Here is a 12,636-nt window from a genome sequence, read left to right as displayed (position 1 = left end):
AAAAGGATCAGAAAAAATTAAGCTTTTCTTAATGTGAGATTCACACGTGTTTGTTGCGTGAGCGGGTGGGTGCCTTCGACGAGTTTATCAATTCCATGATAATTGAGTCGGCTAGGTCCGCCCCAAACTAATACATCACCGTGATTAAGGGGAATACGCTGCTTTGAGCCTGTGCGCGTTTGACCCGCCCAAATAAAACGCGCGGGCAAGCCAAATGAAAAGGACACCACCGGTTGGCTAAGATCTGACTCATCGCGATCCTGATGCAGTCCCATTTTAGCACTGGGTTTGTATACATTTATTAAGCAGGTATTAGGCAAAAATCCGGGGTAGCCTGCTTGTTCAGCGACTTGTGTTGCGTCATTAAGCAAAATCGACGGCATTTCAGGCCAAGGTTTATCTGACTTGGGGTCGGTTGCTTGATAGCGGTAGCCTTTGCTATCCGAAACCCACCCGAAATCACCGCAGTTACTACTCAACACTGACATCGTCTTATTGCCAGGCGTCATAAAATGACGAAGCGGCGCTTGACGCACACACTCACGTATCGCCACCAGTATATCCGCAGCCTGTTCTGAGGCATGATTCGGAAAGAGCCATGCCCCAGGCGCAAACTCAATGGGTTCAGACGCGTCCAACAGAGGCATTAAAGCGTCCCATACAGTATCAGACCTGCAATTAACCAAACGCCGGCAATAATACAAAGACCGTTCATCAGAGAGTCGCGCCATGAGTTACTGCTACCATGGTCGTGATCATGATGATGGTGGTGTTCGTGATGGTTATGTTGCTTTTTCTGCCGCTGAGTCAAATAGATTAAACCCGCGCTCACAGCTAAAAAGATCAGGTTAAGAATGAACCCGTAGTCGACCGAGAAGAACGCACGTTCGGTGATTTTTTGTTGTTGGGAATGGTCGGGCAGGGCGTCAAAAGCAAACAAGCCATAATGCAACGTTAAGGCGGTTAATACCAAACAGACGAATAACATCAGGGCAATGTATAACGCCATTTTCCAACCGTAGTACTTAGCGTTGATACGCAACACTGGCAATACGATTAAGTCGGAGAATATAAACGCCATGACGCCCGCAAAGGCGACTCCCTCACCGTATAGCACTGCGGCGAGCGGAATGTTACCCATTGAACCAATAAAGGTGAAGAACGCGGCTAAAGGACCCACAATGGTCTGTTGTAGCACTTCCAAAAACGATGCGTCAGCGACATTGGCGCCAGAACCTTGGAATAACCAGTTAAAAAACTCACTGGGTACAAAGGCGGAAATGATACCCGCAGCAGTGAAGCCAAGAAGCACGTCTTGCCACACCATCTGCCATTCCATTTGGTATTTTTTTGCGACTTGTTGCCATGTTTCGCGTGTCAGCAAGGCGCTCCATGGCTTCGTTGAGTTGTCCTCATCTTCAGCGTTTTCGTTTTTGCGAGCCGATTTAATCAAACCCGTAGGTGATGTCAGCTTAATATATAGCCAAGCAAAAGCGATAAGTAACACGCCACCAATATATTCACCTGCGACAAACTGCCAACTCAAGAAGATCGCAATCACGAACCCAAGTTCGATAACGAGGTTGGTGGATGCAAGTAAAAATGCCATGGAGGCGGGGAAGGAGGCGCCTTTATTAAACAAAGCGCGCGTTGTTGAAAGCGCTGCGAAACTGCAAGAGCTCGAAATAAACCCAAAAAAAGTGCCGAGTGTCATCGATTTAGCTGAGTCGTCACCCATCAGGCTTTTCATATGTCCACGACTGATCATGACCTGAATAAGACTACTTATTAGATATCCGAGCGCGAACGCCCACAAGGCCATCCAAAAGAAGCCAACACTGGTGTGTGCTGCATTTGCCCACTCTTGTAAAAAATTCATGGCTAATCCTTGTTTGTGATTTTCCTCTGCATTATGAGTCTGTGTTCACGCAGCCCGAGGTAATGCTCAGCCTTTCTAACAACTTCGAAACCAAGTTTTTGGTATACGCTGATTGCGGCTGCGTTGCTTGGGGCGACGCTTAGAAGGACACATGTCACCCCCTGCTCATCTAAACTACGCAAACTATCGCTTAACAGTTTTGTGCCCACGCCACGGCCTTGGCAACCTGGCTTTACTGCGGCGGACATCAACCATAATGTATTGGCCTTTTCGGCCGGCGCGTACATGGCATACGCAAGGATGTCATTGTTATCACGACAAATAAACTGAGAGTTCGGCCATTGATGTGCGGCCTGATAGAACAATAGTTCAGGATAGGCGAGGTTATCGTAGAGCTGTTGTTCGATAGATACCACCTTTGCAATCGCGTGACGATCTAAATTAAAGCGCTCAGTCTTTAGGCTGGAATTGGGCATATTGGCGACTCCTAGGATGCATCGATATCTTTGACTTGTAACTTAAGCCAGTTAAGTAGCGCGACGAGCGCAACGGAATAGCGACGCTTTTTACGATACTGCGCATACACAGCTACACTCTGTGACGACTCAGTTTTGCCCAAAGTGTGCCAGTCTGATAATGATGGATGCTGTGTCAGTTGTTCATCGACAATAGCCACTCCTTGATATGTGTGTGCCAAGTCGAGCGCCATAGTCGTATCGGCACATTGATTAATAGTCAGCGGGTGAGTGCGGTTTGTGTGCTGTTCTATCACTCGTTGATGCATGGGGTGTGCCTTATCGACAAACCACGTTGCCTGAGTCGAGTCACAATTTGCATCGGGGCTGATCGCGACATAACTCGGTTTATAGAGTGTGGTTTGCTGTATTTGCGTATCCCGTAAAAGACTTTGGCTGATAAGCAGATCAATGTTTTCGTGTTGAATTTGACTCGCCCAGTCAGCTTGCTGTGCATCATTGACTTGCTCATCGCTACGAACAAAGCTGAGTTGGATATGTGGGTAAATCGAGTGAAAGTCAGCAAGGCGATCTTGTAGCCAGTAACGTAGACGCTCAGAACTAATAGCCAGTGTAAGCCGGGTAATGTTATGATCCGCGGTGGAGCGGGCACGTTGTATGGTGTGATCTAACTCGCGAAAAATACTTTCGAGTGCGGGGGCAAGCTCTAATCCCGCCGGCGTTAGTGCATGAACACGGTTGTCGCGTTGAAATAAGCGCATGCCTAACTGATTTTCGAGTGTCTGAATCTGTCGTGTGACAGCCGCTTGGGTGACGCCCAACTGCTGAGCGGCTTGTTTGAAGGTGCCTGCACGCGCCGCGACGTCAAACACGCGCAGAGCATTCAGCGATAAGTTTGATTTAGTGCTCATAGTTGACCAGTTTTATTTAATTTGAATTAACTAAAAGTTAACCTTAATTGCATGGAGGCGCAAGTCGTGTCTTATTGGGCTGAGTTTATTACTATTGCCACCTATCATCTGCTCGCCGTTGCAAGTCCTGGTCCAGACTTCGCGGTGGTGACGCGTTATAGCTTATCTTACGGTCGCAAAATCGGCGCGTTTGTGAGCTTGGGCGTAGCCGCAGGTATTATTTTGCATGTGACTTATTCACTGGTGGGTGTAGCCATTATTATTAAACAAACGCAGTGGTTATATGCAGCTATTTTGACAGCGGGTGCGCTCTATTTAGCCTACATGGGCGTGGGCGCATTGCAGTCAAAACCGAAACCTGCGCCCGACACCCATGAGCACGACCCGCAACGTCCGTCTGAAAGGCGCGCGTTTATGACGGGCTTTATTACTAATGGGTTGAATGTCAAAGCAACGTTGTTCTTTCTGACATTGTTTACTGTAGTGATTAGCCCTGACACACCATTTGCTTGGCAGTTAAGCTATGCCATTTATTTAATTCTCGCCACGGGCGTATGGTTTTTGTTTCTGTCCCGAGTGCTGTCGTCGGAGCGCGTATTTAAACGCGTGTGGCGTTACATGCACTGGGTTGATCGACTCATGGGTGTGTTATTGATTGCCCTCGCTGTGCATTTATTCATTGATGTACTCAGCGAACTGAAAATTATTGTTTAAGCCGATGAGCACTGGGTGCGTAACCCAATGAATAGCGTTATAATTGAACCGATTTTTATGAGATGTAAGCGAGAGCTATGCTGTTATTTGTAGATGATTTGACCGTGATTGATTGTTCTTACCTATGTGCCGAGCGCGGCATCGTGGGCGAAAGCTGGATTGTAGATATTGAGCTCGATGGCTCACTTAATGAACAGTCGATGGTGCTTGATTTTGGTCGCGTGAAGAAGCAGATCAAAGCGATTATTGATCGGTCAGTTGATCATAAGCTACTGGTACCGAGTAGCCACGCATACACACGTGTCACACACTCTGATGACGACGAGTCTCACTGGGTTGACTTTATGCGTCCCGAAGGGCGCTCGATTCATCTATTTTGTCCTGCTGAAGCCTTTGCTTATATCGATGCGGAAAAAGTGGATGCACTGACCGTGACCGACTACTTACGCGCAGTAATAAAACGCGAATTGCCCGGTAACGTACAAGGATTGCGCTTGTCGCTGCGCCCCGAAGCAATCGATGGCTTCTATTATCATTATACGCATGGGCTCAAGAAGCATGACGGTAACTGCCAGCGTATCGCTCACGGTCACCGTTCAAAAATTCAAATTGCGTTGGATAATATTCGTCAACCAGTGCTCGAGAAACAATGGTCTGAGCGATGGGCTGATATTTACATTGGTTCAGAAGAAGACAAAGCAGAGATTAAACGGTTACAGCGGTCAGAATCGGCTAAGCAGCTCAGTGAAGCGACTCATGTGGGTTACAGTTATGTTGCTGATCAAGGCTTGTTTGAATTGATCGTACCTAAGAGTGAGAACGATTTTATTGATTCGGACTCTACGGTGGAGTGTATTGCAGAGTTTATTGCTGCAAAAATCAAACAAGACCATCCTGAGCAACGTGTACGGGTTAGAGCGTTCGAGGGAGTAGGCAAAGGAGCAATTGCTTATGCTTAACCGTTTCAAAGTGATTATCCCACTATTATCGATAGTGAGTATTGCGTTTGGCAGCGCAGCTAAAGCGGCTCAGGAAGAGACACCCGTGACAGAGACACCCGTGACATGGTACGGCGAGTTGACTCAGGGGGCGTTGCTGATCGGTCAAGTTGAGCCCAACTCAGAGGTAGTTTATCAAGGTGAGCGCCTTGATATCAGTGATGATGGTTACTTTGTTATTGGTTTTGGTCGCGATGCTGCGTTAAATCAAACCCTTGAAGTGGTTGAAGGCTCAGAAAAAACACCGATTAATCTGACTTTAAGCAAACGTGAATACAAGATTGATCGAGTTGAAGGTGTGCCGCAAAAAACAGTCACCCCGGATCCCGAGCAGGTTAAACGCGCCAAGGCTGAAGCAGCTAAAGTATGGCGTGCTCGCCAAACTGACTCGAAACGAATGGACTTTATGACCCCGGTACGTAAGCCTGCGGAAGGGCGTATCAGTGGTGTTTATGGTTCACAGCGATTCTATAATGGTGAACCTCGCCGCCCTCATTATGGCGAAGATATTGCCGCACCGACTGGAACCCCCGTCTACGCGCCTTGGAGTGGTGTGGTGACGCTAGCAGAACCTGATTTGTTCTATTCAGGTGGCACACTCATTATCGATCATGGGTACCGTGTGAATACCACGTACCTGCACCTAAGCAAGCTCTCGGTTGAGGTCGGTGATACCATTCAGCAGGGTGAAAAGATTGGTGAAGTAGGCGCATCGGGCCGCGCCACGGGCCCACACCTTGATTGGCGCGTAAACTGGGGCAATGAGCGCCTCGATCCTGCACTATTACCCCAGCTATATCCTCTCGCAAATAACTAAAGGTTGATTTTCAACCAATCATTAAGATACTCAGGCTGCGTGATAGAAAGCACGTAGCTTGTTTTCTTAGGTGCTTGCCAAGTCAGCTTTAATGTTCGCAATTCGTCACGTCTAAAGGCGTGCACAGTAACGCTATCGCCCGGCTTGAATGCATCTAATATTTCGTTGATGTTATCGCTGGTAACTTGGAGATGGTCGATGGCTATTAAGCGGTCATTGGCTGATAACCCTGCTTCATAAGCGCTTTCATCGTGGTATACCTGCGTTAACTCCAATCCTTGAGGATGGTTTTTGTAACGCGCTCCTAAGGTCACTTTAGCGGACTTTTCGGGTAATTTGCCGTTACTTTGTAAGTCGTTGGCGGGCACATGTCGTGACACCTTTACGCCAAAATTCTCTAACAGCTCTGACACGGGCAGTTGCTCACGAGAATATAAAGCGTCGTGAAGGAACTCATTCACGTCAAGGGCTGTATAGTGGCTCAAGTATTCGAAAAAAGTGTGATCTTCAGTACCTTCGCCGGTTTTACCGTACCGATGCCAAAAGTCATGCATTATTTGCTGTAAATCGAGTTGATGATCGCTTTGTAGACGAATGGTTAAGTCCAAACACAAGGCGATAAGAGCCCCTTTAGCATAGTAACTAACAATGCTATTGGGCGCGTTTTCATTCTGTTGGTAGAACTTGGTCCAAGCTAAAAAGCTCGATTCAGTCACGGATTGTTGATGCTGTCCGACACCGCGTTCAACACGCGCCAAGGTGTTGCCCAGCAAACGTAAATAACGATCAGCAGAAATAATGCCGGCACGATGAAGTAGGTAATCATCAAAATATGAGGTCATGCCCTCGTAGAACCACAGTTGTTCTGTGTAGGTTTCTTGCTCCAGCGGGTAGGGAATAAAAGCTTTAGGCTTCAGCGTTTTAATATTCCAGCTATGGAAATACTCGTGGCAGCATAAGCTTAAAAACGTCTCATAGTTATCGTCTACCTTAGTCTGCCCAGGTTTAATGAGGTCCTTGCGGCTGCACACCAGCGCAGTCGAGTTGTTGTGCTCAAGTCCGCCAAATCCATCGCCTACGACCATGGTTAAGAATGTGTAGTGCTTAAAGGGTGCGGGTTCGCCAAACATTTTTAGCTGATATTCACAAATACGCGCTAGGTCAGCGGTGATGCGCGAAGTATCGGCTTTGTGTCGGCCGCTCAGTACTAACGAGTGTTTTATTCCATGGGCAATAAACTCTTCAATGGTCAGTTCACCGAGCAAGAAAGGATAGTCGATTAATTTATCGTAGTTTTCCGCTTCAAATTCACCCCAACCGTGCGCATTTCCGGATACGCGCGGCATACCGGTTGCAATACGCCAGTGTGCGATGGCATCGCTTGGCTCGAGGCTCAAGCGACAAGGGTTTTGCTCTTGCCCGGCGACGGCAAGACAGAGTGATGTGTTGTTGAAAAAGCCTTGTAGTTCGTCAAGATAAGCGCTTCGCACGGAGAGGTCGAACGCGTATACTTGGTACTTTACCTGAATAGCATGCTCCGAGGATTCAAGGCGCCAGCGGTTTTTGCTGATTTGATCGAGCTTAAGGGAACGTCCATCGCTTTCTGCATAGATACCGACGATATGTTTGCTAAAGTCGCGTATGAGATAACTTCCCGGTATCCAATTAGGTAGCCAAAGTTCTTGACCATTGGGATCGGGCTTTTCAATATGCAGCGAGACCTCAAATAAATGACCTTTGGGGTCAATTGGGGTAATCTGATAATGGATCAAACGGATACTCCTTTGCTTGACAGTCAATGACTTATAGCGAACATATTAGCATACTTGATTTTATTAGTAGGGGATTGCATGGCAGCAAAAATCAAGCAGTTGACGGTAGGGCAGAAAGTTGAAATACAAATTTCTGGTCTCAATGTACCGGCACGTTTTCAAACCGAGTTTATCGGTGCTGTTTTAGGACGTTGGTTCATTGTCAATATGCCTGATTCTAGGCGTTATGGAGAGTTACGGGAGCATCTTTACGAGGGCGTTCCGATTATTGTTCGCTTTGTTCTTGAGAACGAAAACGGCGAAATTTGTGCGTTTAGAAGTGATATTGACTTTGTCGTCGCCCACCCAACCAAAATGTTGTTTTTAGACTGGCCTAAGCAGGTTGAAAGTCGCGTTATTCGTCAGGGTCGACGCTTTGACGCTTACTTACCTTGCAAGGTATCGCGTTTGTCTGAAGATAATTCGGTGGATGCGTCCGTTGAAGCTATTATTCTCGATGTTTCTGAAACCGGGTGTAAATTACAGTACGTCAACGCCGAAGCGGCTGCCGACGATACCGCCAGTCCGATTAAATGGGAGACAGGACAGCGGGTTAACATTACGGTTAATCAGAAGTCTGGCAACACTGTTGAATTGGGAAGTATTGTACGTCAAGTAAAGGCTGCAGAAACTGAAACGACGCTAGGTGTTCAGTTTAATAGTCAGCAAAAAGAGGCTATTAACAGCTTGTTTTCCGGCAGCTTAGTGGATATTGATGCGCTCTCGCGGTCGCAGTCCTAACTTATAGCTCGCTCAACGAGAAGGTTTCAAGGTTGTTAAAATCATTGCTCAGCAAATCATGGTTTCCAAGTTCGGACCGCGGCTTTTGGCTACTGCAATTCGGCGGATGGGCAGGGTATGCATTAGTCAATTATATCGGTTCCTTAATGCATGAAATGCGCGATATATATGGTGTTGTACTTGTCTTAGGGGCTTACTCTGGTTTCTTGCTTACGCTTCCGTTACGGTATTTTTACCAACGCGTTTGGGAATGGCATCCACTGTTATTAATGTTTGTTGTTATTCTTGCAAGTTACATTACCGCGTGTCTCTGGGCCGTGGTCGATAACGCGACATATTGGGAGATTTATAAGTTTGGTTTTACACCAGACAGTCATCTTGCCTATTTTAAAAATAATATAGCCAAGTTCTACATCGTATTGAGCTGGAGTGGCTTATATTTTGGTATTAAATATTACCGTATGTTGCAAAACGAAAAACAGAAGGCGCTGATGGCTTCCTCAATGGCGCACCAAGCGCAGTTGAAAATGTTGCGTTATCAACTCAACCCCCACTTTTTGTTCAACAGTCTTAATGCAATTTCTACGCTGATCTTGGTCCAAGATACAGCTATCGCCAATAAGATGGTTAACCGCTTGAGTCATTTCTTGCGTTTCTCGCTCGACAACGATCCCATTAAGAAGATCACCTTAAAAAAGGAAGTCGAGGCGTTGATGTTGTACCTCGATATCGAAAAAGTGCGCTTTGATGAGCGCTTAGAGATCCTGATAGATGTGAGTGATGAGGCTAAACGGGCATTGGTGCCGAGTCTACTTTTTCAGCCGTTAATTGAAAATGCTATTAAGTATGCAATTGCTAAAACTGAGGAACAAGGCGTATTATCACTAAAGGCTTACGTTGAGCGCAATCGCTTAATTGTGCAACTGTGTGACAATGGACCTCATGCTCCTGAACAGCCTGAATTGCTGATGAAGAATGCAGGCGTGGGTCTTAAAAACACACGCGAGCGATTAGCCGCGCTCTACGGTGATGAATTTACGTTCAGTATGACAAAAAATGAACCACAAGGCTTATGTGTTGAGATCGTATTGCCTTTTGAAACGTTGGAGAGTGTATGAGTCGTAGTTTTACTGCTTACATCGTGGACGATGAGTCTTTAGCACGTAAAGGACTGGCGATCCGATTAGAATCATTTGACGAAATCACGTTGGTAGGGCATCAGGGGAACAGTCGCGAAGCGGTTGCTGAGATCAGTGCGTTGAAGCCCGACATTGTATTTTTGGATATTCAGATGCCCGGTTTGAACGGGTTTGATGTGCTAAAGTCTTTGCAACAATGTATGCCGACGTTACCCGCGATTGTGTTTGTTACGGCGTTCGACCAATACGCAATACGTGCTTTCGAAGTGCGTGCTCTGGATTACTTGCTTAAACCTGTTGATGAAGAACGTTTAGTAGAGACTATCGAGCGAGTGAAGCAAGAATTAGAACCCAATGAGTTCGATGCGACGCAGCAGAAATTAGTCAACTTGGTCGCCGAGGTTACTGGCGAAGACTGTGATGTTATTCTGGAGCGTTTAGCAAGCGGTGACGACGTTCCGATGAGTCGTTACCCGGAACACATTGCGATTAAAGACAGTGGCGAGATCACGCGAGTACCAGTGAATGCTATTGAGTGGGTTGATGCGGCGGGTGATTACATGTGTATTCATGCGAGCGGGGAAACGTTTATTCTTCGTCGAACCATGAAAGAGCTTGAAAAAGAATTAAATCCTCATTTATTTCAGCGCATCCATCGTTCTGCCATCGTTAATGTCAACCAAGTCGAAAAATTGTGCACGCGTCAGAATGGTGAATATCATATTTCGCTTAAGAATGGTCAAAAACTAAAAGTCAGCCGTAGTTACAAAGATAGGATCAAACAACTTATCTTAAACTAATGCGTCGAATTTATACGGCAGTACTTTGTTTATCTGCGTTGCTAATAGGCTGTACCGCACAGTTTGGTTATCGTTATTTAGACACTTTTATCGAGTGGCAACTCGATGATTATGTTGAATTAACTGATGACCAACAAACGCGCGCATCGAGGATTATCGATGAGTTGCACCAGTGGCACGCTACCCAACAAATTCCTCAGTATCGAATGCGTTTACAAAGTTTGCGGCAGGCGCTTGCTGAAGACACAGTCGATAAGGAACTCATCGCACAACTTGAAAGCGATGCGTGGTATTTTTGGCAGCAGATTAAGGACCAAATAGCGGCGCATACTGCGTTTCTGAATGAGCTCTCAGTTGATCAAAAGCAGCAGTTAATTACCTCGATGCAAGAAAAGCTTGATGAGCAGCGCGAGGAAGAAGCGGAAGCGGGCGATGACTTATTTGCTTCTTATGATCGCGTTAAGCGTCGTCAAGAGGCTTTGGAAGAGCGGCTAGGCTCGCTCACCGATGAACAGCGCCAGTTGGTCAAATCCTGGGTATCTGAGTCTGACGCTGTTCCTAATGAGTATGATTGGTTAGCTTACCGCCAGCGTTGGCTCGATAGTTTCAAACAGGCACTATTAGCATCGCCTATGCAGGCTAAGGTGATAAAGTCGCTGATTACGGACCCTGAACAAATGTTATCAGAGGCCCAACAGGATAATCGCCGCGCAAAAAGCACGATTCGCCATCGTTACCTTGCCAAGCTCAGTGGAAATCTAACGCAAGAGCAACGCGAGAACCTCATCGAGCAGCTTGATGAATATATCGAGTTATGTCGTGACATTGAGGCGCACTTCGGCGCGTGACGCCGAAGTGCGGTCAGCTTACTGAACCTCGATAACTTTACAGGTATTGCTTGAGCCAACGGTTTCCATGACATCGCCGTGTGTAAGCACAACGAGATCACCTTTTGCAACATGCCCCAAACCCTTTATTACCGCAATCGCGTCTAATATCGGATTTTTTGATTCGGTTGAGTCAAATTGAATAGGGTATACGCCTCTGTACAATGCACACTTATGACGACTACCCGAGTGACGAGATAGCGAGAAAATAGGCAAATGAGAGGTAATACGAGACATCAATTTAGCCGTAAATCCGGATTCCGTGAGTGCGATAATTGCTTTTACACCCGTTAGGTGGGTGGCTGCATACATTGCGGACATGGCCGCCGCCTCGGAAATACTGGAAAAATGTTCTTCTAAATCGTGATGTTTAAGTTGGGCACTTGGATGCGTTTCTGCACCCAGACAGATTTCAGCCATTGCTTTTACGGTTGCAACTGGATGTTTGCCTGCCGCCGTTTCAGCAGATAGCATCACGGCATCTGTGCCATCTAGCACTGCGTTGGCAACATCCATCACCTCTGCGCGGGTTGGCATCGGATTTTCTATCATGGACTCCATCATTTGGGTTGCCGTAATAACGACTTTATTGAGTTGGCGTGCCCGACTAATTATCAGTTTTTGTTTACCGACGAGTTGTGCGTCGCCAATTTCGACACCTAAGTCACCCCGTGCGACCATCACAGCGTCGGATGCTCTTATAATCTCATCCAACGCGTGCTCCGATGCGACGGCTTCTGCACGTTCAATTTTGGCACAAAGTACGCCATTCCCGCCTGCCGCACGTAATAGCTGACGTGCCTCGTTAATATCGTCACCGCTACGAGGAAAAGAGACTGCCAAATAATCCACACCGATTTGTGCGGCTGTTTTTATGTCTTCTAAGTCCTTTTCTGTCAGTGCTTTTGCAGAGAGTCCGCCACCGAGCCGATTAATACCTTTATTATTAGATAACTGACCGCCAACAACGATCAGCGTATGTACAGCAGACCCATCGATACGTTCAACTTGCAAACGAATACGGCCATCATCCAGTAGGAGGATGTCACCCGGCTCAACGTCATGTGGTAGTTCTTTATAATCAAGTCCGACAATGTGCTCATCACCCGATTGGCTATCGTACTGGGCATCGAGGGTAAACTTTTCACCCTGCGAAAGTGTGACTTTGTCGTTTTTGAAGCGTGCTACCCGTATCTTTGGTCCTTGCAGATCACCTAAGATAGCGACATGTGCTTTTAATTCAGCGGATAGCTTACGAACCATTTCAGCACGTTTGATATGGTCGTCCGCCGAACCATGAGAGAAGTTTAGACGTACTACATTAGCACCTGCTTGTATAAGTGATTTAAGAACACTAGGGTCATCAGTAGCAGGACCTAGGGTGGTAACGATCTTTGTACGGCGCAACATGTAAAACTCCGAGCAGCTGAAAGTGATTGGATGTTAAGTCTAACACAGTGTTT

Annotated in this window: 13 protein-coding genes; 7 read left to right on the top strand and 6 right to left on the bottom strand. The window is 46.7% G+C overall.

Going from position 1 to position 12,636, the window contains the following annotated elements:
- Positions 1-17: 17 nt before the first annotated feature.
- Genes alkB through AC3AP5_RS05445 form a run of 4 tightly spaced genes read right to left on the bottom strand, consistent with a single transcriptional unit; the run spans position 18 to position 3,266 of the window.
- Positions 18-647, bottom strand: a complete 630-nt coding sequence (alkB, locus tag AC3AP5_RS05460; RefSeq protein ID WP_286682218.1) for a DNA oxidative demethylase AlkB — start codon at positions 645-647, stop codon at positions 18-20.
- On the bottom strand, positions 647-1,879 hold the full coding sequence (locus AC3AP5_RS05455) for a permease (RefSeq protein ID WP_272978816.1): 1,233 nt from the start codon (positions 1,877-1,879) through the stop codon (positions 647-649). The genes alkB and AC3AP5_RS05455 overlap by 1 nt, the downstream gene beginning before the upstream one ends.
- Positions 1,880-1,881: 2 nt before the next feature.
- Positions 1,882-2,355, bottom strand: a complete 474-nt coding sequence (locus AC3AP5_RS05450; RefSeq protein ID WP_272978817.1) for a GNAT family N-acetyltransferase — start codon at positions 2,353-2,355, stop codon at positions 1,882-1,884.
- 11 nt (positions 2,356-2,366) lie between these two features.
- Positions 2,367-3,266: a LysR family transcriptional regulator gene (locus AC3AP5_RS05445; RefSeq protein WP_487327151.1), complete on the bottom strand. Its 900-nt coding sequence runs from the start codon at positions 3,264-3,266 to the stop codon at positions 2,367-2,369.
- Positions 3,267-3,332: 66 nt separating this feature from the next.
- Here AC3AP5_RS05445 and AC3AP5_RS05440 point away from each other — a divergent pair, with 66 nt between their 5' ends.
- From AC3AP5_RS05440 to AC3AP5_RS05430, 3 genes are all read left to right on the top strand, one after another.
- Positions 3,333-3,980, top strand: coding sequence for a LysE family translocator (locus AC3AP5_RS05440; protein ID WP_050749996.1), 648 nt, complete (start codon positions 3,333-3,335; stop codon positions 3,978-3,980).
- Between the two features lie 77 nt (positions 3,981-4,057).
- Positions 4,058-4,939: a 6-carboxytetrahydropterin synthase gene (locus tag AC3AP5_RS05435; protein ID WP_006955844.1), complete on the top strand. Its 882-nt coding sequence runs from the start codon at positions 4,058-4,060 to the stop codon at positions 4,937-4,939.
- On the top strand, positions 4,932-5,795 hold the full coding sequence (locus AC3AP5_RS05430; RefSeq protein ID WP_487327150.1) for a M23 family metallopeptidase: 864 nt from the start codon (positions 4,932-4,934) through the stop codon (positions 5,793-5,795). Before AC3AP5_RS05435 ends, AC3AP5_RS05430 begins: the two co-directional genes overlap by 8 nt.
- Here the strand turns inward: AC3AP5_RS05430 and AC3AP5_RS05425 are convergent.
- The gene (locus tag AC3AP5_RS05425) at positions 5,792-7,567 is read right to left on the bottom strand and encodes a M61 family metallopeptidase (protein ID WP_487327149.1); all 1,776 of its coding nucleotides are present in this window, start codon (positions 7,565-7,567) and stop codon (positions 5,792-5,794) included. The two genes, AC3AP5_RS05430 and AC3AP5_RS05425, sit on opposite strands and share 4 nt — an antisense overlap.
- 78 nt (positions 7,568-7,645) lie before the next feature.
- Here AC3AP5_RS05425 and AC3AP5_RS05420 point away from each other — a divergent pair, with 78 nt between their 5' ends.
- The 4 genes from AC3AP5_RS05420 to AC3AP5_RS05405 are packed head-to-tail and all read left to right on the top strand — an operon-like array spanning position 7,646 to position 11,134.
- Complete coding sequence (locus tag AC3AP5_RS05420; protein ID WP_006955841.1) at positions 7,646-8,347, top strand: flagellar brake domain-containing protein; 702 nt, start codon at positions 7,646-7,648, stop codon at positions 8,345-8,347.
- A gap of 32 nt (positions 8,348-8,379) precedes the next feature.
- Positions 8,380-9,465 carry a sensor histidine kinase gene (locus AC3AP5_RS05415; protein ID WP_006955840.1) on the top strand — a complete coding sequence of 362 codons (1,086 nt, stop codon included), beginning with the start codon at positions 8,380-8,382 and terminating at the stop codon, positions 9,463-9,465.
- Positions 9,462-10,286: a LytR/AlgR family response regulator transcription factor gene (locus AC3AP5_RS05410; RefSeq protein ID WP_006955839.1), complete on the top strand. Its 825-nt coding sequence runs from the start codon at positions 9,462-9,464 to the stop codon at positions 10,284-10,286. Before AC3AP5_RS05415 ends, AC3AP5_RS05410 begins: the two co-directional genes overlap by 4 nt.
- Positions 10,286-11,134 (top strand): DUF6279 family lipoprotein, encoded by an 849-nt coding sequence (locus AC3AP5_RS05405; RefSeq protein ID WP_487327148.1) that lies wholly within the window; start codon positions 10,286-10,288, stop codon positions 11,132-11,134. Before AC3AP5_RS05410 ends, AC3AP5_RS05405 begins: the two co-directional genes overlap by 1 nt.
- An 18-nt stretch (positions 11,135-11,152) precedes the next feature.
- Here the strand turns inward: AC3AP5_RS05405 and pyk are convergent, their stop codons facing one another.
- Positions 11,153-12,583, bottom strand: a complete 1,431-nt coding sequence (gene pyk, locus AC3AP5_RS05400; RefSeq protein ID WP_006955835.1) for a pyruvate kinase — start codon at positions 12,581-12,583, stop codon at positions 11,153-11,155.
- Positions 12,584-12,636 lie beyond the last annotated feature (53 nt).

It is taken from the genome of Idiomarina sp. D18, assembly GCF_057748155.1.
The sequence above is the reverse complement of the archived record's forward strand: the minus strand, read 5'-3'. Positions and strand labels throughout refer to the sequence as shown.

What these genes read in the sequence shown, in the direction of transcription:
- alkB (WP_286682218.1), bottom strand. Translation starts at nt 647, where the DNA reads ATGCCTCTGTTGGACGCGTCTGAACCCATTGAGTTTGCGCCTGGGGCA.
- AC3AP5_RS05455 (WP_272978816.1), bottom strand. Translation starts at nt 1,879, where the DNA reads ATGAATTTTTTACAAGAGTGGGCAAATGCAGCACACACCAGTGTTGGC.
- AC3AP5_RS05450 (WP_272978817.1), bottom strand. Translation starts at nt 2,355, where the DNA reads ATGCCCAATTCCAGCCTAAAGACTGAGCGCTTTAATTTAGATCGTCAC.
- AC3AP5_RS05445 (WP_487327151.1), bottom strand. Translation starts at nt 3,266, where the DNA reads ATGAGCACTAAATCAAACTTATCGCTGAATGCTCTGCGCGTGTTTGAC.
- AC3AP5_RS05435 (WP_006955844.1), top strand. Translation starts at nt 4,058, where the DNA reads ATGCTGTTATTTGTAGATGATTTGACCGTGATTGATTGTTCTTACCTA.
- AC3AP5_RS05430 (WP_487327150.1), top strand. Translation starts at nt 4,932, where the DNA reads ATGCTTAACCGTTTCAAAGTGATTATCCCACTATTATCGATAGTGAGT.
- AC3AP5_RS05420 (WP_006955841.1), top strand. Translation starts at nt 7,646, where the DNA reads ATGGCAGCAAAAATCAAGCAGTTGACGGTAGGGCAGAAAGTTGAAATA.
- AC3AP5_RS05410 (WP_006955839.1), top strand. Translation starts at nt 9,462, where the DNA reads ATGAGTCGTAGTTTTACTGCTTACATCGTGGACGATGAGTCTTTAGCA.
- AC3AP5_RS05405 (WP_487327148.1), top strand. Translation starts at nt 10,286, where the DNA reads ATGCGTCGAATTTATACGGCAGTACTTTGTTTATCTGCGTTGCTAATA.
- pyk (WP_006955835.1), bottom strand. Translation starts at nt 12,583, where the DNA reads ATGTTGCGCCGTACAAAGATCGTTACCACCCTAGGTCCTGCTACTGAT.